The organism is Luteimonas mephitis DSM 12574, from assembly GCF_000422305.1.
Taxonomy (GTDB): Bacteria; Pseudomonadota; Gammaproteobacteria; order Xanthomonadales; family Xanthomonadaceae; genus Luteimonas; species Luteimonas mephitis.
In genome coordinates this window covers 605,471-624,562 of record NZ_KE383816.1, presented here as the reverse complement: position 1 = coordinate 624,562, position 19,092 = coordinate 605,471, and the positions used below count along the sequence as shown (strand labels likewise).

Genomic DNA, 19,092 nt, shown 5'->3' with positions numbered 1-19,092 from the left:
AAGCCGTGGGCCCTGTCCCGATACGCGATGGGCCTGGGCATGCTCGGATCGTCCGCCAGCGTGTTCGCGCAGTCCGCCGACCCGGTGGAATGGCAGCTCAACATGGGCCGCGGCGTGACCACGCTGTCCGGGCACGCCTACGACGCCCACATGCTGGCGCTGTGGATCTGCGTCGGCATCGGCGTGCTGGTGTTCGCGGCGATGGCCTACGCGATCTTCGCCTTCCGCAAGTCCAAGGGCGCGGTCGCCGCCACGTTCACCCACAACACCACCGCCGAGGTGATCTGGACGATCATCCCGGTGCTGCTGCTGATCGGGATGTCCTGGCCGGCCACCACCAAGCTGATCGAGATGTACGACACCCGCGATTCGGAGATGACGGTCAAGGTCACCGGTTTCCAGTGGATGTGGAAGTACGAATACCTGGGCGAGGACGTGGCCTTCACCAGCCGCCTTGCCCGCGACAGCGACCGCATCCGCCAGAGCGGCGCGCGCCCGACCATCGAGCAGTCCCCGCACTACCTGCTCGAAGTCGACAACATGCTGGTGCTGCCGGTCGACACCAAGGTCCGCTTCGTGATCACCGCCGACGACGTCATCCACTCCTGGTGGGTGCCGGCGCTGGGCTGGAAGCAGGACGCGATCCCCGGCATCGTCAACGAGGCCTGGGCCGACATCCAGAAGCCCGGCATCTACCGCGGCCAGTGCGCCGAGCTGTGCGGCAAGGACCACGGCTTCATGCCGATCGTGGTCAAGGCCGTGCCGAAGGCCGAATACCGGCAGTGGCTGGCAGCGCAGAAGGCGGGCAACGCCCCGGCGCCGGTCGCCGCGCCCGCGCCCGCGCCCGCGCCCGCCCCGGCCGAGGCTGCGCCCGAACAGGCCGAAGCCGCCCCCGCGACCGCGCAGGTGATCCCGCAGCCCGCCGCCGCCCCGGCAGGCTGACCGGCCGAACGCCAGCCGCAACCACACGCTGACAGACAAGCACACCCGAGGTAGGCAGCACATGTCCACGTATCCCGCAGCCGCAGACGGCTCCCAGGCCCACGACGACCACGGCCACAAGCAGAGTTTCGTCGACCGTTGGTTCTTCTCGACCAACCACAAGGACATCGGCACGCTCTACCTGCTCTTCAGCTTCACGATGGCCATCATCGGCGCGGCGTTCTCGGTGGTGATCCGCAGCGAGCTGGCGATCCCCGGCCTGCAGCTGGTCGATCCCGAGTTCTTCAACCAGATGACCACCATGCACGCGCTGGTGATGATCTTCGGCGCGATCATGCCGGCCTTCGTCGGCCTGGGTAACTGGATGATCCCGCTGCAGATCGGCGCGCCGGACATGGCGCTGCCGCGCATGAACAACTGGTCGTTCTGGATCCTGCCGTTCGCTTTCATCATGCTGCTGGGTACGTTGTTCCTGCCGGGCGGCGCGCCCGCCGGCGGCTGGACCATGTACCCGCCGCTGATGCTGCAGGGCGGCGCCAACGTCGCGTTCACCATCTTTGCGGTGCACATGATGGGCATCAGCTCGATCATGGGCGCGATCAACATCATCGCCACCGTGCTGAACATGCGCGCGCCGGGCATGGACCTGCTGAAGATGCCGCTGTTCACCTGGAGCTGGCTGATCACCGCGTTCCTGCTGATCGCGGTGATGCCGGTGCTGGCCGGCGCGGTGACGATGCTGCTCACCGACAAGTTCTTCGGCACCTCGTTCTTCAACGCGGCCGGCGGCGGCGACCCGGTGATGTACCAGCACATCTTCTGGTTCTTCGGGCACCCCGAGGTCTACATCATGATCCTGCCGGCGTTCGGCATCGTCAGCGAGATCATCCCGACGTTCTCGCGCAAGCCGCTGTTCGGCTACCAGGCGATGGTCTACGCGCTGGCCTGCATCGCGTTCCTGAGCTTCATCGTGTGGGCCCACCACATGTTCGCCGTGGGCATGCCGCTGGGCGGCGAGATCTACTTCATGTTCGCGACCATGCTGATCTCGGTGCCCACGGGCGTGAAGATCTTCAACTGGGTCAGCACCATGTGGAAGGGCTCGCTGACGTTCGAGACGCCGATGCTGTGGTCGCTGGCGTTCGTGGTGCTGTTCGCGATCGGCGGCTTCTCCGGCCTGATGCTGGCGATCGTGCCGGCCGACTTCCAGTACCACGACACCTACTTCGTGGTCGCGCACTTCCACTACGTGCTGGTCACCGGCGCGCTGTTCGCGATCATCGCCGCGATCTACTACTGGTGGCCGAAGTGGACCGGCCGCATGTACAACGAGTTCTGGGGCAAGTTCCACTTCTGGTGGACGCTGGTGTTCGTCAACCTGCTGTTCTTCCCGCAGCACTTCCTGGGCCTGGCCGGCATGCCGCGCCGCATCCCCGACTACAACGTGGTGTTCGCGGACTGGAACCTGGTCAGCTCGATCGGCGCGTTCGGCATGTTCATCACCCCGTTCCTGATGTTCGCGATCCTGTGGCACTCCAAGCGCCATGGCGCCAAGGCCACCGAGCGCGTCTGGGAAGGCGCCAAGGGCCTGGAGTGGACGGTGCCGTCGCCGGCCCCGCACCACACCTTCACCTTGCCGCCGGTGATCCGCGATGGCGACCTGGCGCACGGCGACATCACCCACTGAGTGACGTGACGAGCGACCTGGCCATGACGTCCCCCGACCACCGCAGCGAGGACAACGCGCGCCGCCACGGCGTGCGTCGCACCGCGCTGGTGGTGGCGGCGATCGCGGCGGTGATCTACATCGGCTTCATCCTCAGCGGGGTGCTGGCGACGTGAGCGCGGCGGACGACAAGCAGAAGCGCAACGGCCGCGGCACGGTCAAGATGGTGGGCGTGGCGTTCGCCGCGTTCGCCTTCACCTTCTCGCTGGTGCCGATGTACCGCATCGCCTGCGAGAAGGTGTTCGGCATCCGCGTGGAGCAGGGCGCGATCGGTGGCGAGCGTGCCGCCGCCCTCGAGGCGCGCAAGTCGGATCGCGTGATCACCGTGCAGTTCGACGGCGGGGTGAACTCGAAGCTGCCGTGGTCGTTCCGTCCCGAGCAGGCGACCATGCAGGTGCGCCCCGGGCAGCAGTACGACACGATGTTCTTTGCCCGCAACGACGGCCAGCGCGCCATCGTCGGCAACGCGGTGCCCTCGATCGCGCCGGCGCGCGCGTCGGGCTATTTCAGCAAGACCGAATGCTTCTGCTTCACCGCGCAGACGTTGGCCGCCGGCGAGGCGCGCGACATGCCGGTGCGCTTCATCGTCGCGCCGGACCTGCCCGACAACATCCACACCATCACCCTGTCCTACACGTTCTTCAAGAACAACGAGTTGACCGCGCAGCTCGAGGCGGCGCCGGCGGGTTCGGCCGTCGGCTCGCGCGCGGCACCCTGACACCACTGGTTCCAACGGAAGACCACCATGGCCCAAGCCCAGACCTACGATCCCAACGCCTACTTCGTGCCGCACCACAGCCGCTGGCCGGTGTTCGCGTCGGTGGCCCTGTTCGTCACGATGTACGGGCTGGCCAGCTGGTTCAATGAGGCCAGCTACGGCAAGACGATGTTCTTCGTCGGCATCGCCGGGTTGATCGCGATCCTGTTCAAGTGGTTTGCCGACGTGATCCTCGAGTCGGTGTCCGGCTACTACAACAAGCAGGTCGACGGCTCGTTCCGGATGGGGATGGTGTGGTTCATCTTCTCCGAGGTGATGTTCTTCGGCGCGTTCTTCGGCGCGCTGTTCTACGCCCGCCAGTACGCGCTGCCGTGGCTGGGCGGCGCCGGCGACGGCGTGATGACCAATGCGCTGCTCTGGGACGGCTTCAGCGCGGCATGGCCGAGCAGCGGCCCGGGGCAGGTCGGCGGCCACTTCCAGACCATCCCGGCCTGGGGCCTGCCACTGCTCAACACCCTGATCCTGCTGACGTCGGGCGTGACCGTGACCATCGCGCACCACGCGCTCAAGGCCGGCCATCGCAAGCAGCTGCTGGTGTTCCTGGGCCTGACCGTGCTGCTGGGCTGCACGTTCCTGTTCTTCCAGGTCGAGGAGTACATGCATGCCTATTCGGAGCTGAACCTGACCCTGGGTTCGGGCATCTACGGCTCGACGTTCTTCATGCTGACCGGCTTCCATGGCGCGCACGTGACCCTCGGCACGATCATGCTGGCGATCATCTGGCTGCGCTGCGCCAAGGGCCACTTCAGCAAGGACGACCACTTCGCGTTCGAAGCGGTGGCGTGGTACTGGCACTTCGTCGACGTGGTGTGGCTGGGCCTGTTCCTGTTCGTCTACGTGCTGTAAGGCGCGCGCGGCGTAGCCGCGTTCCGGTTCCCCTTCCTTTCACGGGGAGGGCGTGGGCGGGGATGGATTTCCCTGGATGCCCCGGCAAGACCCGATCCCATCCCGGCCTTTCCCTTGAAGGGGAAGGAGGGAACGCCAACCCGCCGGTGCGCCAGCGGCGACGCTGTCAGCCCTGGATGCCGTGCGGCGTGATCCAGCCCATCCAGATTGCCAGGACGACCAGCAGGATCAGTGCGACCGACAGCGCAATGCGCCTGGTCAGCGCGTTCACGGTGCGCTTGGTCTGTCCCTTGTCGACCAGCATGTAATACAGGCCCGCGCCGAGGTTCCACAGGATGACCAGCAGGAAGGCAACGATCAGCAGGGTTTTCAGCGAATCGTTCATGTCGGTCTCCGGGATCGGCGCGGCGGGCGCATGAACGGATTATCGCAGGCGCGGGGCCGGTGCGCGTGAGCGCCATGCGCAACATGGTCGGTTGGTGGCTGCTGGCCGTGCTGGTGGCGGGCGGGCTGTGTTCGCTCGGCGCCTGGCAGCTCGGGCGCATGCATGAGAAGCAGGCGATGCTCGACGCCGTCCAGCAGGTGCTGGACCTGCGCACGCCGCGCCCGCTGGCGGTCGCCGGCGATATCGCGCGCGAACGCGACTACGACTGGGCGGCCGGTGCCGGCCGTTTCGTCGATGCGCCGGCGGTACTGCTCGACAACCAGCAGCGCGACGACCGCCCCGGCGTGCGCGCCTACCGGGTGTTCCAGCCGTCGGCGCCGGGCGCCGCGCCGCTGCTGGTGGAGCTGGGGTGGCTGCCGCTGCCCGGCGACCGCAAGCTGCCGGTGGTGTCGCGCCCGCCCGGTGAGCTGCGTCTCGCCGGCCTGCTGGCGCCGCCGCCGTCGCACGGCATCCTTGCCGCCGTGGCCGTGCCGCAGTCCGGCGGGCAGGTGCTGGCCACCGGGCTTGATGCGGCTGGACTGCGTGACCAGCTGCACCAGCCCGGGCTGGCACCGCGCGTGCTCAAGCTCGACCCCGCCGCGCCGCTGGGCTACGCGCGCGACCTCGACGTGCTGCCCAACACGCTGCCGCCCGAACGCCACCTGGGCTACGCGGTGCAGTGGTTCGCACTGGCCGCTGCGGTGCTGGTGATCGCGCTGCTGCTCACTTTCCGCAAACGCAAGACGAACAAGGCCACGCCATGAGCAACGACGCAACCGCGGGCAAACGCAACCGGCTTACGTTCTTCGCGGTCATCGCGATCTTCCTCGGCGGCATGCTGGTTGCCGGCGCGCTGCGCTTCTCCGGCTGGCAGCCTTCGGGGATGAAGAACCACGGCGAGCTGCTGCAGCCGCCGACCGACCTGCGCGATTTCACGCCCCGGCTCGATGCCGGCGGCGAGTACGCATGGAAGCCGGCCGAGCGCCGCTGGCGCGTGCTGGTCGCGCCGCCGCCCGGCTGCGGCGATCCGTGCCGCGAGCTGGCGCGCGAACTCGACCTGGTCTGGCGCCTGTTCGGCAACAAGGCCGACGAACTCGACATCCTCTGGCTCGGCGCGCCGCCGGCCGACGCGACGCGCAACGCGGCCACGCGCGTGCTGCGCATGGACCCGGCACTGCGTGCGAAGCTGCCGCGGGTCGACGATCCTGCCGGCGTTCCGGTCTACGTGGTCGATCCGAACGGCTTCGTCATTCTGCGCTACGCTCCGGGCTTCGACCCGGGTGGACTGCGCGCTGACGTGGCGAAGCTGCTGAGACTGATGTGATCGCTTGCCGATGAACGCAGACGCGAAATCCCCGGGCACCGCGATCGGCCATGCCAGGCCGACGGTGTATCGGCACTTCCACCGCATCGCCTGGCTGGCGGTTGCGCTCGCGCTGGGCGTGATCGTGTTCGGCGCGTTCGTGCGCCTGTCCAACGCCGGCCTGAGCTGTCCCGACTGGCCGACCTGCTACGGCCGCGCCTCGTGGCCCACCGCAGCGAGCCAGGGCGTGGCCGACCACGCCGCGACCGCGATCCGTCCGGTCGAGATCCACAAGGCTTGGCGCGAACAGCTGCACCGCATGATCGCCGGTGCGCTTGGCGTGCTGGTGCTGGTGCTGGCGCTGCTGGCCGCGCGCAGGCGCCCGCACGGCGTGCTGCAGGTGGCCGCGGCCGCGGTGCTGGTGGCGCTGGCAATCCCGCTGTACATGCGCGGCATGCACGTTGCGGCCTCGGCGCTGGCGGTTGCGGGCGAGGCGATCCTGCTGGTCGCCGCGCTGCGCTGGTCGAACATCGACCTGGCGCGCACCGCCGTACTGACCCTGGCGGTGATCATCTTCCAGGCATTGCTGGGCATGTGGACGGTGACCTGGCTGCTCAAGCCGATCGTGGTGATGGGGCATCTGCTGGGCGGGCTGACCACGTTCGCGCTGCTGACGTGGATGGCGTGGCGGGCGACGCATTCGCCGATCCGGCTGGCCGACGCGCTGCTGCTGCGGCGCTGGGTGGTGGTGGTACTGGTGCTGCTGGCGGCGCAGATCGCGCTCGGCGGCTGGACCAGCGCCAACTACGCCGCGCTGGCCTGCGCCAACGACTTCCCCAAATGCGTGGGCCAGTGGTGGCCGCCGCATGATTTCCGCGAAGGCTTCGTGCTCTGGCGCGGGATCGGCGTGGACTACGAGGGCGGCGTGCTCGACGGCGCGTCGCGCATCGCGATCCAGATGGCGCACCGGATGATGGCGGTGGTGGCGTTCACCGCGCTGGTCGCGCTCGCCCTGCGGCTGCTGCGCACGCCGGGCCTGCGCGGCTGGGCGGTGTTGCTTGCGCTACTGGCCTGCACCCAGGTCGCGCTGGGCATCGCCAACGTCAAGCTGTCGCTGCCGCTGGACGTGGCGGTGGCGCACAACGCCGGCGCGGTGCTGCTGCTGTTCGTGCTGGTGTCGCTGCTGGCGCGGCTGCGGGCGATCGACTGATGAAGGGGATCGCCGGCCAGTACTGGGAGCTGACCAAGCCGCGGGTGGTGTCGCTGATCGTGTTCACCGCGGTGGTGGGGATGTTCCTCGCCCGGCCCGGGTTGCCGCCGCTGCGCGAGAGCGTGTTCGGGCTGCTCGGCATCTGGCTGGCCGCGGCGTCGGCCGCGGCGATCAACCACCTGATCGACCAGCGCATCGACAAGGTGATGGTGCGCACCGCCAACCGGCCGCTGGCCACCGGTACGCTGCAGCCGGCGCAGGTGCTGGCGTTCGCGGTGTTCCTCGGCGCGGCGTCGATGACGATCCTGATCGCGCTGGTCAACCCGCTGACCGCGGCGCTGACGTTTGCCTCGCTGATCGGCTACGCGATCATCTACACCGGTTTCCTCAAGCGCGCGACGCCACAGAACATCGTGATCGGCGGCATCGCCGGCGCCGCGCCGCCGCTGCTGGGATGGGCCGCGGTGACCAACATGCAGGGCCCGTGGGACTGGGCCTACGCCTGGCTGCTGGTGCTGATCGTGTTCGTGTGGACGCCGCCGCACTTCTGGGCGCTGGCGATCTTCCGCCGCGCCGACTACGCGCGCGCGCTGGTGCCGATGCTGCCGGTGACCCACGGCGTGCAGTACACGCGCTGGCAGATCCTGCTCTACACCGTGCTGCTGTTCGTGGTGACGATGCTGCCGACGATCGCCGGCATGAGCGGATGGTTCTACCTCGGTGGCGCGGTCGTGCTCGGGGTGATGTTCCTCTGGTACGCATGGAAGCTGATGGACCCGCCGGACGAGTTCTTCGCCATGCGCGTGTTCAACTATTCGGTGGTGTACCTGATGGCGCTGTTCGCGTTCCTGCTGGTCGACCACTGGCTGATGCCGTGGCTGCAGCCGGCGGCGGCGCTGCAGTTCGTGCCGGCCTGAACCACCGCGACCGCCGCGGCCCTTGCGGCTGCGGTTTCAGCCGCGGGCTGTTACCGCGAACAGGATCCAGCGCCCGCGAGTGAAGCCATGGCCTCCGGGCGGCACGGCCCGCACGCGCCGGTGCGGCGTCGCCTTCAGCGCATGCCCGCCGTCAGCAGCGAGCGCAGCTCGGCCTTGTCCGCTTCGTCGAGCCCGCCGTCGCGCTGTTTGGCCTGCAGCTCGTCGATGCGCTGCTGCAGGACCTGGCGATCGATCTGGGCCATGGTGTCGAGGAACTCGTCGCGCCAGCGCGCCTCGTCGCCGGGCATCGCGTGGCTGGCGAGCTTCTGCAGCGCGGCGGCTTCGTCGCGATCCGCGAAATGCTCGAGCAAGGCGCCGGTGGCGATGTCCGGGCGCGCGCTGACCAGCGCGACCAGCTCGGTGAGCAGGTCCACGCCGGGCTGGCGCAGGCCGACGAAGCGATACGGCGGCTGCAGTTCCAGCGCCAGCGCCGGCTTCTGCAGCAGCAGGGCGATCGCGCTGCGCACCAGGCTGCGCCTGGGCGCCGCTACCGTCGACGAACGCTGCACCCGCTGCACCACGTGCGTGCCCGGCGCGCTGTCGCGCGCACCCACGCCGGTGAGTTCAGTCAGCCGCTGCCGCATCAGGTCGCCGAACGCGCCGTCGGGGATCTGCGCCAGCATCGGCTTTGCCCGCTCGGCCAGCCGCGCCTTGCCGTCGAGCGTGGCCAGGTTAACGTCGACCGCCAGCGAGTCGAACAGGAACTGCGACAGCGGCGTGGCGTGCTGCAGGCGGGCGTCCAGCCCGGGCGCGCCTTCGCTGCGCACGAGCGTATCCGGGTCCTCGCCTTCGGGCAGGAACAGGAAGAACGCCTGGCGGCCGTCGCGCATGCGCGGCAGCACCGACTCCATCGCGCGCGTCGCGGCCTTGCGCCCGGCGTTGTCGCCGTCGAAGCAGAAGTACACGTCGGGCGCGTTGCGGAACAGCAGCTCGGCGTGGTCGGGCGTGGTCGCGGTGCCGAGCGTGGCGACCGCCTGGGTCACGCCGTGCTGGAACAGCGCGACCACGTCCATGTAACCCTCGACCACGATCAGCCGCTCGATCCTCGAATTGGCCTGGCGCACCTGCCACAGGCCGTACAGCTCGCGGCCCTTGTGGAACAGCGCGGTCTCGGGCGAGTTGAGGTACTTGGGCGACGCGTCGGCGTCGAGCACGCGCCCGCCGAAGGCGATCGGCCGGCCACGGCGATCGTGGATCGGGAACATCACCCGGTCGCGGAACTTGTCGTAGACGTGGCCCTTGTCGTTCTTCGAAAACAGGCCGGCGCGTTCGAGCAGGCCCATGCGCCGCGCGTCGGTGCCCAGCGCATCGCGCAGCACGGAGAAGCCGTCGGGCGCGTAGCCGATCGCGAACTGCGCGCGGATGTGTTCGTCGACGCCGCGCCGGTCGAGGTAGGCCTGCGCCTTGTCGCTGCCGGCCAGCTGCTTGCGGAAGAAATGCGCGGCGGCCTCGAGCGCGCCGAACAGATCCTTCGCATCCGGATTCTCGTTGTGCTGCCGGGTCTCGCGCGGCACCTCGATGCCGGCGCGGCGGGCGAGGTCGTCGACCGCGTCGAGGAACTCGAGCCGGTCGTAGTTCATCAGGAACGAGATCGCGGTGCCGTGCGCGCCGCAGCCGAAGCAGTGGTAGAACTGCTTGGTCGGCGACACCGTGAACGACGGCGAGCGCTCGTCGTGGAACGGGCAGCGCGCCGAGTATTCCTTGCCCTGGCGTTTCAACGGCACCCGCGCGTTGATCACCTCGACGATGTCCGTCCGCGCCAGGAGGTCGTCGATGAAGGCATCGGAGAGCCGCGCCATCTCAGCCGGCCTCCGATGGCGATGTCGTTGCGCCGGCCGCCCGGGCCCGCCTGCGCGCGGCGGTGCGTCCACCCGCACCGCGACGCGCGTTCGCGGGGGGGCGGTCGACGACAAGGGCGGCGGACAGGCGGGCCATGCCGCCATGATCGCATTTGCCGGCCGCATCCGGCCGGCCGGATCAGCCCGCCGGTGGCGCCGTCGGCGCTGCGTCGGCCCGGGACATGCGTTCGTCGATCACCGCAGTGATCAGCGCGCCGATGAAGAACACCGCGGCGGCGTAGTACATCCACACCAGCAGCAGCACCAGGGTGCCCATCGAGCCGTAGGCGCTGCCCGGCGCAGCCTCGGCCAGGTACAGGCCGATTGCCCAGCGGCCGAGCACGAACAGCGCGGCGGTGAGCACACCGCCCACGAACGCCTGGCGCCAGTGCACGCGGCGATCGGGGAGGAAGTGGTAGAGCAGGGCGAAGGCGAGCGAATACAGCGCCAGCGAAGTCACGTTGCCGATCACCGGCAGGATCGAAGGCAGCCGCGCGAACACCACCTGCATCACCGTGCTGAGGGTCATCGACACCAGCAGCAGGAAGCCCAGCGCCAGCACTACGCCGAACGACAGCACCCGCTTGCGCAGCCACGCCCACAGTCCGCCGGGCAGCTCGCGCGAGTCGCTGCGGAAGATCAGGTTGAGCGCGGTCTGCAGCCGGGCGAACACGATCGTCGCACTCACGAACAGCAGCGCCGTGCTCCAGATCCCGGCCAGCGAACCAATGTCGGGTTCTCGTTCGGCATTGGCGATCACGGTTTGCGCCACGTCCTGCGCCCCGCGGCCGGCGAGGTCGGCCATCTGTTCGACCAGGGCATCCTGCGCCGAGGGATACAGCGAGGCCGCCAGCCACAGCAGCAGCACCAGCAGCGGCGCCAGCGAGAGCAGGGTGTAGAACGACAGCGCCGCGGCGTGGGTCAGCAGGTCGGCGTCGCTGAACCGGCGCGCGAGCGCGACCGGGAGGCTTTGCTGCAGCCGCTCGACGAGCGGCTGGAATCGGGCAGGCATTCGCATGGGCCCGAGCATAGGGGTCGAGCGTGCAGGGAATGTCCAGCCGGCCCGCGCATGACAGGCATGATCGGGAAGAGTGCGCGGATCAAACCGGGAGGGGCGGAGATGGTGCGCGCCTTGCGCCAGCCGCTGCTGAACGACTTTCCGGTCTGCGGGCTGGCTCGGTCGCGGGCCTCGTGGGAGCGGCCATCGCCGCGATGAAGTCCGGTCGGGATCGCGGCCATGCTGCTCCCACGGACTTCGACGCGGGGCGGGGCGTCGCCGCGACGCCCGGCGTGCCAGCTCAGCCGGCGGTGAGCCGCTTCTTCACCAGTGCCGAGACCAGGCCCATGTCGGCCAGCCCGGCAAGCTTCGGCTTGAGCACGCCCATCAGCTTGCCCATGTCGGCCGGGCCGGTGGCGCCGGTCTGCGCGATGGCCGCCTCGATGGCCGCCTGGATCTCGGCGTCGCCCAGCTTTTCGGGCAGGTAGTGCTCGATCACCACGATTTCGGCGCGCTCGATTTCGGCCAGGTCCTCGCGCTGCGCGGTTTCGTACTGGCTCACCGAGTCCTTGCGCTGCTTGACCATCTTTTCCAGCACGGCGAGCACGGCGGCATCGTCGAGTTCGATGCGCTCGTCCACCTCGCGTTGCTTGATCGCGGCGTTGACCAGGCGGATCACGCCCAGGCGCTGCTTGTCGCCGGATTTCATCGCGGCCTTCATGTCGTCGACGAGTTGCTGCTTGAGGGTCATGGGGCTCTCCGTAGGGCAGTTGGGGTGGCGGCGCCAGGCTGCAGCCGGCACGCGCTCTGGGAAATCCGCAGGAGCGGCTTAAGCCGCGAGCCTTCGCGCTGGCGCATGCAGGGCCGGAAAGCTCCCGGCTGAAGCCGCTCCCACAAGGCGCGCTGATCACCGGGTCGCTGCAAGACAAAAAGCCGGCGACGCTTGCGCGTGCCGGCTTCGAGGATATCCTGCTGCGGCGCGCCGGGGCGCGCCTGCGGAAGGATCCGCGCCTGCCTCAGCACAGGCGCTGGCGCTTGGTGACGTCGCGCGAGGTGCGGCGCGCCTGGCGCTTCACGGCGGCGGCGGCCTTGCGCTTGCGCTCCTGGGTCGGCTTCTCGTAGTACTCGCGCTTGCGGGTTTCGGCGAGCACGCCGGCCTTCTCGCAGGTGCGCTTGAAGCGACGCAGGGCAAACTCGAAAGGCTCGTTTTCGCGGACTTTGACGCTGGGCATAGGAATCTCTGTGGGTTGGAAAGCCCGGCCTGTGCGGGCGCGGACTCGTGCGAGGAACTCGCAGGTCGCCAGAATCCCTCCGGCGAGCCGCGTATGATAACGGGAGCCCCCGCAGCGGTGCAACCGCGGGCGGGAGGATCGCGGATCGGCCCAGCCGGACCCGCTGGACCCCCAAGCCGCCCGCCATCCCGAGCCCCATGAAAATCCTCGGCATCGAATCCAGCTGCGATGAAACCGGCGTTGCTGTCTACGACACGGCGCTGCCCGGCGCCGAGGGCCTGCGGGCGCATGCCGTGTACAGCCAGATCGCCCTGCATGCCGAGTACGGCGGGGTGGTGCCGGAACTGGCCAGCCGCGACCACGTCCGCAAGTTGCTGCCGCTGGTCCGCCAGACCCTGGCCGAAGCCGGGCTGGGGGTAGGCGACCTCGACGGCGTGGCCTATACCGCCGGTCCGGGCCTGGTCGGGGCGCTGCTGGTCGGCGCCGGGGTGGCGCGCTCGCTGGCCTGGGCGCTGGACCTGCCGGCCGTGGGCGTCCACCACATGGAGGGCCACCTGCTGGCACCGCTGATGGAGGACGACCCACCGGAGCCCCCGTTCGTCGCCCTGCTGGTGTCCGGCGGCCACACCCAGCTGGTCGCCGTGGATGCGATCGGCAGTTACCGGCTGCTCGGCGAGACCCTGGACGACGCCGCCGGCGAGGCCTTCGACAAGACCGCCAAGATGATGGGCCTGCCGTACCCGGGCGGCCCGCAGCTGGCGCGGCTGGCCGAGGACGGCACGCCGGGACGCTACCGGTTCTCGCGGCCGATGACCGACCGGCCCGGGCTCGACTTCAGCTTCAGCGGCCTGAAGACCCAGGTGCTGCTGGCCTGGCAGAACAGCGACCGGGCCGACCAGACCCGCGCCGACATCGCGCGCGGCTTCGAGGACGCGGTGGTCGACACCCTGGCGATCAAGTGCGAACGCGCGCTGGATGCGGCCGGCTGCGACGTGCTGGTGGTGGCCGGTGGCGTCGGCGCCAACAAGCGCCTGCGCGCCAAACTGCAGGCGATGTGCGAACGCCGCGGCGGCCGCGCCTGCTTCCCGCGTCCGTCGCTGTGCACCGACAACGGCGCGATGATCGCCTTCGCCGGCGCACTGCGCATCGAAGCCGGGCAGCGCGACAACGCGCAGGTGCACGTGACCCCGCGCTGGGACATGGCGATCTTGCCGCCGCTGGCGGCTGCGCGGAGTTCGGGAGTGGGGAGCGGGGATTCGTAAAAGCAGGAACGGCGAGCGCGCTAAGCTGGCGTCGTTGCCGTTGCCTTCCCGAATCCCCAGTCCCGAATCCCCACTCCCCAATCCGGAATCCCGGCTCCAACCCATGGACACCGTCTTCATCGAAGCCCTCGAAGTCGAGGCACTCATCGGCATCTACGACTGGGAGCGGCGCATCCGCCAGCCGCTGCTGTTCGACATCGAGATGGACTTCGACAACCGCGTGCCCGCGGCCAGCGACGACATCGCCGACACGCTCAACTACAAGGCGGTGAGCAAGCGGGTGATCGAGTACGTGTCGCAGTCGGGCTTCGGACTGGTGGAAACGCTGGCCGAACGCGTGGCGGCGATCATCCTGGATGAGTTCGGCGTTTCGCGCGTGCGCCTGAAGCTGAGCAAGCCGGGCGCGGTACGCGGTGCGCGCGCGGTCGGGGTGGCCATCGAGCGCACAGCCGCTACCCTGTAGCGCATGCAGGACTTCATCGAATCCAACCTCGTGCGGCCGCTGGCCGGCGTTCCCTTCGCATCCACGCTGGCCGGCCTGCTGGCGCTGGCGCTGATCGCCTGGATCGCCAACTGGCTGACGCGGCGCGTGCTGCTGGCCGTGGTCGGTCGCCTCGCCAAGGCGTCGCCGAGCAAGTGGGACGACGCGATCATGGGCCGCCGGGTGCTGGCGCGGCTGGCCAACGTGGTGCCGGCGCTGGTGGTGCTCGGCGGCATCGCACTGGTGCCCGAGGTGCCGGAATGGCTGGACGTGGTGGTGCGCAACGTCGCCCTGGCCTATGTCGCGCTGACCGTGGCGATGGCGATCGGCAACCTGCTCAACGCGCTCAACGACATCTACGAGCAGACCAGCCGCCACGCGGTGCGGCGCCCGATCAAGGGTTACCTGCAGCTGCTGAAGATCGCGATCTACGTCATCGCCGGCGTGCTCATCATCGCCTCGCTGATCGGCCGTTCGCCGCTGGTGCTGCTGACCGGCCTGGGCGCGATGACCGCGGTGCTGATGCTGGTGTTCAAGGACACCATCCTGTCGCTGGTGGCTTCGGTGCAACTGTCGAGCAACGACATGCTGCGGGTGGGCGACTGGATCGAGATGCCCAGCCAGAACGCCGATGGCGACGTGATCGACATCAGCCTGCACACGGTCAAGGTGCAGAACTGGGACAAGACGATCAGCACCATCCCGACCTGGAAGCTGATCAACGAGAGTTATCGCAACTGGCGCGGGATGAGCGAATTCGGCGGCCGCCGGATAAAGCGCGCGCTGCTGATCGACCAGACGTCGGTGCGCTTCCTGCGGCCGGACGAGCGCGAGCACCTGCGCCGGATCGCGCTGATCGACGAGTACCTGGACAAGCAGAAGACCGAGCTGGCCGAGTACAACGCCAAGCTCGAGGCGGCCGGCAAGGATCCGGTCAACAACCGCCGCGCGACCAACCTGGGCACGTTCCGCGCCTACATGACCGCCTACCTGCGTTCGCATCCGGGCGTGGCGCACGACATGACCCTGATGGTGCGCCAGCTCGACCCCACGCCCACCGGGCTGCCGCTGCAGGTGTACTGCTTCTCGGCCGACGTGCGCTGGGTGCCGTACGAAAACCTGGCCGGCGACATCTTCGACCACCTGCTGGCGGTGCTGCCCGAGTTCGGGCTGCGGATCTTCCAGCAGCCCAGCGGCGCCGAGCTGAGCACCGCGCTGGCGGGCCTGCGCGCAGCGCCGGTCGCGGCGGAAGAGTGAGGGCGCGATGGCGCGCGCCTGCCTGAGCCTGGGCAGCAACCTCGAACCCGAGGCCCACCTGCGTTCGGCGATCGCCGCGCTGCGCGCACGCTTCGGACAGGTGCGGGTGTCGCAGGTCTACCGCACGCGCGCGGTGGGTTTCGACGGCGACGATTTCCTCAACGCCGCGGCGGTGGTGGAAACCGACCTCGAACCCGAAGCGCTCGACGCCTGGCTGCACGCGCTGGAGGACGCGCACGGCCGCGACCGCAGCGGGCCGCGCTTCGGCGACCGCACCCTCGACGTCGACCTGGTGCTGTACGACGAAGGCGTTGTCGAAGGCCCGGGCCACCTGCGCGTGCCGCGCGACGAACTGCGGCATGCCTTCGTGCTGCGGCCGCTGGCGGAGATCGCCCCGGACGCGGTCGAGCCACGCAGCGGGCGCACGCTGGCGCAGCTGTGGGCGACGTCGCAGGAGCGCGACGTGGCGATGGAGGCGGTGACGGGTTTCGACGCCGCGTAGGAGCGCCCCATGGGCGCGATGGGCTTTACCGGTAATGCATCGCGCCCATGGGGCGCTCCTACGGGTCACATCCACCGAGCCTGCCCGTCCTGGATTGGTCACTTCCACTGCTTGCGTGCGTGAGGCATGCATCGCAAGATCGTTCCGTCACCCGGGGAGGCAGGGCATGTTCGAGAAATTCTCGCGCAGCTGGGAGCTGGTCAAGGCGAGCGCCGCGGTGTTGCGCTCGGACAAGGAACTGATGCTGTTCCCGATCCTCTCCGGTGCCGCGACGCTGCTGGTCCTGGCGACGTTCGCGCTGCCGATGTTCGCGCTGCGGATCTTCGCCGACGGCTTCGGCGTGGGCGGGGCGGTGTTCGGCTTCCTGTTCTACTTCTGCCAGTACACGGTGATCATCTTCTTCAACTGCGCGCTGGTCGGCGCGGCGATGATCCGGCTCGACGGCGGCGACCCGACGCTGCGCGACGGCCTGGCCGCAGCCACCTCGCGCCTGCCGTCGATCCTGGGCTACGCCGCGATTTCCGCCACCGTCGGCGTGCTGCTGCAGGCGCTGAAGAACAAGGACAACTTCGTCATCCGCCTGCTCGGCAGCGGCCTGGGCGTGGCGTGGACGCTGGCGACCTTCCTCGTGGTCCCGGTGCTGGTGAGCCGCGACATCGGCCCCATCGACGCGCTCAGGCAGAGCATGGGCCTGCTCAAGCGCACCTGGGGCGAGAACGCGATCGGCAACGTCGGCATCGGTGCGGCCTTCGGCCTGATCACCTTCGCGGTGGTTCTGGTCGGCGTGGGCCTGGTGGTGCTGGCGGCGCAGGCGTCGATCGCGCTGGCGGTCGCGGTCGGCATCGTGTTCGCGATCGGCGTGCTGCTGCTCGGCATCTACCAGGCGGCGCTGACGGGAATCTATTCGGCGGCGCTGTATCGCTTTGCGGTATCGAACGAAACGCCGGAAGCGTTCCGCGGCGTCGCGCTGGCGCAGGCGTTCACGCCGAAGGCCTGACCACCCGCGCGTCATGCATGTTCCGCAGGAGCGCCCCATGGGCGCGATTGGTTTCGCGGAAAGTCAGGCCGATCGCGCCCATGGGGCGCTCCTACGCGCTCGACTGGTCCCATTGGCGTGGCGGCGGCATTCCATGGGGTCGCCGGAGACGGTGCGTTGGCGTCGGAAGGCGTAGCCCCAACCTGCGGCGGTATCGGTCAATCTTCCAGCAGCCGCCCGCCGTCGAGCCGCAGCACCTGCCCGGTGCAATAGGTCGCGTCGCGCAGCAGCCAGCGCACCGCTTCGGCGACCTCCTCCGGGGTGCCGGTGCGGGCCAGCGGGGTGCGCGCCAGCATCGCGGCCTTGCGCTGTTCCCCATCGTCGCCTTCGGCCCAGAGGATCGCGCCCGGCGCGATCGCGTTGACCCGCACCTCCGGGGCCAGCTCCAGCGCCAGCGACTTCGTCGCCATCGCCAGCGCGGCCTTGGCCATGCAGTACGCGCTGTACCCGCGCAGCGGGCGCTGGGCGTAGACGTCGACGAGGTTGACGATCGCGCCGCGGGCGGCGGCCAGGTGCGGCGCCGCGGCCTGCGCGAGGAAAAACGGCGCGCGCGCGTTGCTGGCAAACAGGGCGTCCCACTGCGCCGGGGTCACCGAGCCGAGCGGCGTGGGCTGGAAACCCGAAGCGTTGTTGACCAGCGCGTCGAGGCGCCCGAAACGGCCGATGGTCTTCGCCACCAGTTCGGGCAGGCGGTCGAACTGCGCCAGGTCTGCCTGCAGGGTGAGGACGCTGCCGCCGCGTTGCCCTTCCAGTTCGCCGGCCAATGCCTGCATTTCGGTGGCCGAACTGCGGTAGTGCAGTGCCAGGTCGTAACCGGCGGCGTGCAGGCCGCGGGCGATGGCCGCACCGAGGCGGCGGGCGGCACCGGTGACCAGGGCGACGGGGCGGGGCGATGCGTTCATGGCCGGCACGATAGCGCAGGCGTCGTTCCGAAGCCGAGGTGCGCGTCGTCGGAACGGCCATGGCCGCGATCCGGCCGGGCTGCCCATCGCCGCCATGGCGGCTCCCCCGCACCACACCTGCACCACACGCACGCCCCACGCGCGGGCGACGACGGTTCCGTATCCTGTTGCGCTGCCGAATCAGGAATTTCCATGCCTACTTCACTTCCGGACGCCGACGCCCTCGCGCACAGTGCGCATCTGCAGGCGTTGATCCGCGAACAGATCGCCGCGGCCGGCGGCGCGATCCCGTTCTCGCGTTTCATGGAGCTGGCGCTGTATGCGCCGGGCCTGGGCTACTACAGCGCAGGCGCCACCAAGTTCGGCCGCGCCGGCGACTTCGTGACCGCGCCGGAACTCGGTTCGCTGTTCGCCCAGTGCATCGCCGAGGCGGTGGCGCCGGTGCTGCGCCAGGTCGGGCCGACGGCGACCTTCCTCGAGATCGGCGGCGGCAGCGGCGTGTTCGCCGAACATGCGATCAAGCAGCTGATGGCGATCGATGCCATGCCCGCGCGCTACGCGGTCCTCGAACCCAGCGCCGACCTGCGCGAGCGCCAGCGCGAGCACCTCCGGCGCAAGCTCACGCCGCTGGTGTTCGAATGCGTCGAATGGCTCGACGGCCCGCTGTCAGAACCGTGGAACGGCGTGCTGTTCGCCAACGAGGTGATCGATGCGCTGCCGACGCCGCGCTTCAGCCTGCGCGACGGCGAGGTGTTCGAAGAGCACGTCGCGCTCACCGGCGACGGCGCATTCGTCCGCACCGACCGCCCGGCCGATCCGCTGCTCGCGGCCGCCGTGCGCCACGTCGAGCGCGAGCGTGGCGAACCTTTCCCCGACGACTATCGCTCGGAAGTGCTGCCGCAGCTGCCGTACTGGCTGCAGGCCGTGGCCGGCGGGCTCGAAACGGGGGCGATGCTGTTCGTCGACTACGGCTATCCGCGCCGCGAGTACTACTCGGCCCAGCGCCGCGACGGCACCTTGCGCGCGTTCCATCGCCATCGCGTCAGCAACGACGTGTTCGCGCTTCCGGGATTGCAGGACATCACCGCATCGGTGGACTTCACCGCGCTGGCCGAGGCCGGCACCGGCGCCGGGTTCGACTTCGCCGGCTACTGCTCGCAGGCCAGCCTGCTGATCGGCAACGGCCTGGAGCAGTGCCTGGCCGGACAGGAAAGCCGCGCCGCCGACGAGGCCGGCCGCTACGCGCTGCGCCAGCAGGCCAAGCAGCTGACCCTGCCCGGCGCGATGGGCGAGCGCTTCCAGGCGATGGGGTTCTCGCGCGGGGTCGAGTTCGGCGTGGCCTTCCTCGCCGGCGACCTGAGCTTCCGGCTGTGATGACG

The 19,092-nt window shown here is 69.4% G+C and carries 21 protein-coding genes; 15 read left to right on the top strand and 6 right to left on the bottom strand.

The features are described 5' to 3' along the window. Positions 1–27 precede the first annotated feature (27 nt). The 5 genes from coxB to H570_RS0112895 all read left to right on the top strand — a co-directional run bounded on the left by coxB (position 28) and on the right by H570_RS0112895 (position 4,292). Positions 28–942: a cytochrome c oxidase subunit II gene (gene coxB, locus H570_RS0112915; protein WP_245559611.1), complete on the top strand. Its 915-nt coding sequence runs from the start codon at positions 28–30 to the stop codon at positions 940–942. A 61-nt stretch (positions 943–1,003) separates the two neighbouring features. Beyond that, positions 1,004–2,629, top strand: coding sequence for a cytochrome c oxidase subunit I (gene ctaD, locus H570_RS0112910; protein ID WP_027081100.1), 1,626 nt, complete (start codon positions 1,004–1,006; stop codon positions 2,627–2,629). 5 nt (positions 2,630–2,634) lie between these two features. Beyond that, a complete protein-coding gene (locus H570_RS18990; protein WP_156899974.1) occupies positions 2,635–2,784 on the top strand; it encodes a hypothetical protein in 150 nt (49 codons plus the stop codon). Next, the gene (locus H570_RS0112900; protein ID WP_027081099.1) at positions 2,781–3,386 is read left to right on the top strand and encodes a cytochrome c oxidase assembly protein; all 606 of its coding nucleotides are present in this window, start codon (positions 2,781–2,783) and stop codon (positions 3,384–3,386) included. The genes H570_RS18990 and H570_RS0112900 overlap by 4 nt, the downstream gene beginning before the upstream one ends. Before the next feature lie 27 nt (positions 3,387–3,413). Beyond that, on the top strand, positions 3,414–4,292 hold the full coding sequence (locus tag H570_RS0112895) for a cytochrome c oxidase subunit 3 (RefSeq protein ID WP_027081098.1): 879 nt from the start codon (positions 3,414–3,416) through the stop codon (positions 4,290–4,292). A gap of 166 nt (positions 4,293–4,458) precedes the next feature. Here H570_RS0112895 and H570_RS0112890 read toward each other — a convergent pair whose 3' ends face one another. Continuing rightward, positions 4,459–4,677 carry a twin transmembrane helix small protein gene (locus tag H570_RS0112890; RefSeq protein WP_027081097.1) on the bottom strand — a complete coding sequence of 73 codons (219 nt, stop codon included), beginning with the start codon at positions 4,675–4,677 and terminating at the stop codon, positions 4,459–4,461. A gap of 74 nt (positions 4,678–4,751) precedes the next feature. On the opposite strand from H570_RS0112890, the gene H570_RS0112885 reads away from it, so the two are divergent. From H570_RS0112885 to cyoE, 4 genes are read left to right on the top strand one after another with little or no spacing between them, the layout of a single operon-like run. Further along, positions 4,752–5,480 (top strand): SURF1 family protein, encoded by a 729-nt coding sequence (locus H570_RS0112885; RefSeq protein ID WP_036136095.1) that lies wholly within the window; start codon positions 4,752–4,754, stop codon positions 5,478–5,480. Next, entirely contained in the window at positions 5,477–6,040 is a 564-nt protein-coding gene (locus tag H570_RS0112880) for a hypothetical protein (protein WP_027081095.1), read from the top strand. Before H570_RS0112885 ends, H570_RS0112880 begins: the two co-directional genes overlap by 4 nt. Positions 6,041–6,050: 10 nt before the next feature. Then, complete coding sequence (locus tag H570_RS0112875) at positions 6,051–7,229, top strand: COX15/CtaA family protein (RefSeq protein WP_051176378.1); 1,179 nt, start codon at positions 6,051–6,053, stop codon at positions 7,227–7,229. Further along, positions 7,229–8,146 carry a heme o synthase gene (cyoE, locus tag H570_RS0112870; RefSeq protein WP_027081093.1) on the top strand — a complete coding sequence of 306 codons (918 nt, stop codon included), beginning with the start codon at positions 7,229–7,231 and terminating at the stop codon, positions 8,144–8,146. Before H570_RS0112875 ends, cyoE begins: the two co-directional genes overlap by 1 nt. A gap of 134 nt (positions 8,147–8,280) precedes the next feature. Here the strand turns inward: cyoE and dnaG are convergent, their stop codons facing one another. The 4 genes from dnaG to rpsU form a co-directional block, all read right to left on the bottom strand. After that, positions 8,281–10,005 (bottom strand): DNA primase, encoded by a 1,725-nt coding sequence (gene dnaG / locus H570_RS0112865; protein WP_027081092.1) that lies wholly within the window; start codon positions 10,003–10,005, stop codon positions 8,281–8,283. Between the two features lie 178 nt (positions 10,006–10,183). Beyond that, the gene (locus H570_RS0112860; RefSeq protein WP_027081091.1) at positions 10,184–11,062 is read right to left on the bottom strand and encodes a YihY/virulence factor BrkB family protein; all 879 of its coding nucleotides are present in this window, start codon (positions 11,060–11,062) and stop codon (positions 10,184–10,186) included. A gap of 280 nt (positions 11,063–11,342) precedes the next feature. Next, a complete protein-coding gene (locus tag H570_RS0112855) occupies positions 11,343–11,792 on the bottom strand; it encodes a GatB/YqeY domain-containing protein (protein WP_027081090.1) in 450 nt (149 codons plus the stop codon). Between the two features lie 265 nt (positions 11,793–12,057). After that, on the bottom strand, positions 12,058–12,273 hold the full coding sequence (rpsU, locus tag H570_RS0112850; RefSeq protein WP_027081089.1) for a 30S ribosomal protein S21: 216 nt from the start codon (positions 12,271–12,273) through the stop codon (positions 12,058–12,060). 197 nt (positions 12,274–12,470) lie between these two features. Between rpsU and tsaD the strand changes: the two genes are divergently transcribed. The 5 genes from tsaD to H570_RS0112825 all read left to right on the top strand — a co-directional run bounded on the left by tsaD (position 12,471) and on the right by H570_RS0112825 (position 16,772). Continuing rightward, positions 12,471–13,535, top strand: a complete 1,065-nt coding sequence (gene tsaD, locus H570_RS0112845; RefSeq protein ID WP_027081088.1) for a tRNA (adenosine(37)-N6)-threonylcarbamoyltransferase complex transferase subunit TsaD — start codon at positions 12,471–12,473, stop codon at positions 13,533–13,535. Positions 13,536–13,638: 103 nt separating this feature from the next. After that, entirely contained in the window at positions 13,639–13,998 is a 360-nt protein-coding gene (folB, locus tag H570_RS0112840; RefSeq protein WP_027081087.1) for a dihydroneopterin aldolase, read from the top strand. Positions 13,999–14,001: 3 nt separating this feature from the next. Further along, a complete protein-coding gene (locus tag H570_RS0112835; RefSeq protein ID WP_027081086.1) occupies positions 14,002–15,273 on the top strand; it encodes a mechanosensitive ion channel family protein in 1,272 nt (423 codons plus the stop codon). Between the two features lie 7 nt (positions 15,274–15,280). Then, positions 15,281–15,775 (top strand): 2-amino-4-hydroxy-6-hydroxymethyldihydropteridine diphosphokinase, encoded by a 495-nt coding sequence (gene folK / locus H570_RS17555; RefSeq protein ID WP_051176377.1) that lies wholly within the window; start codon positions 15,281–15,283, stop codon positions 15,773–15,775. A gap of 166 nt (positions 15,776–15,941) precedes the next feature. Beyond that, complete coding sequence (locus H570_RS0112825) at positions 15,942–16,772, top strand: DUF6159 family protein (RefSeq protein ID WP_027081085.1); 831 nt, start codon at positions 15,942–15,944, stop codon at positions 16,770–16,772. A 197-nt stretch (positions 16,773–16,969) separates the two neighbouring features. Here H570_RS0112825 and H570_RS0112815 read toward each other — a convergent pair whose 3' ends face one another. Further along, positions 16,970–17,713: a pteridine reductase gene (locus H570_RS0112815; RefSeq protein ID WP_027081240.1), complete on the bottom strand. Its 744-nt coding sequence runs from the start codon at positions 17,711–17,713 to the stop codon at positions 16,970–16,972. 192 nt (positions 17,714–17,905) lie between these two features. Here H570_RS0112815 and H570_RS0112810 point away from each other — a divergent pair, with 192 nt between their 5' ends. Further along, positions 17,906–19,087: a class I SAM-dependent methyltransferase gene (locus tag H570_RS0112810; protein ID WP_036136090.1), complete on the top strand. Its 1,182-nt coding sequence runs from the start codon at positions 17,906–17,908 to the stop codon at positions 19,085–19,087. The last annotated feature ends 5 nt before the right edge of the window (positions 19,088–19,092 follow it).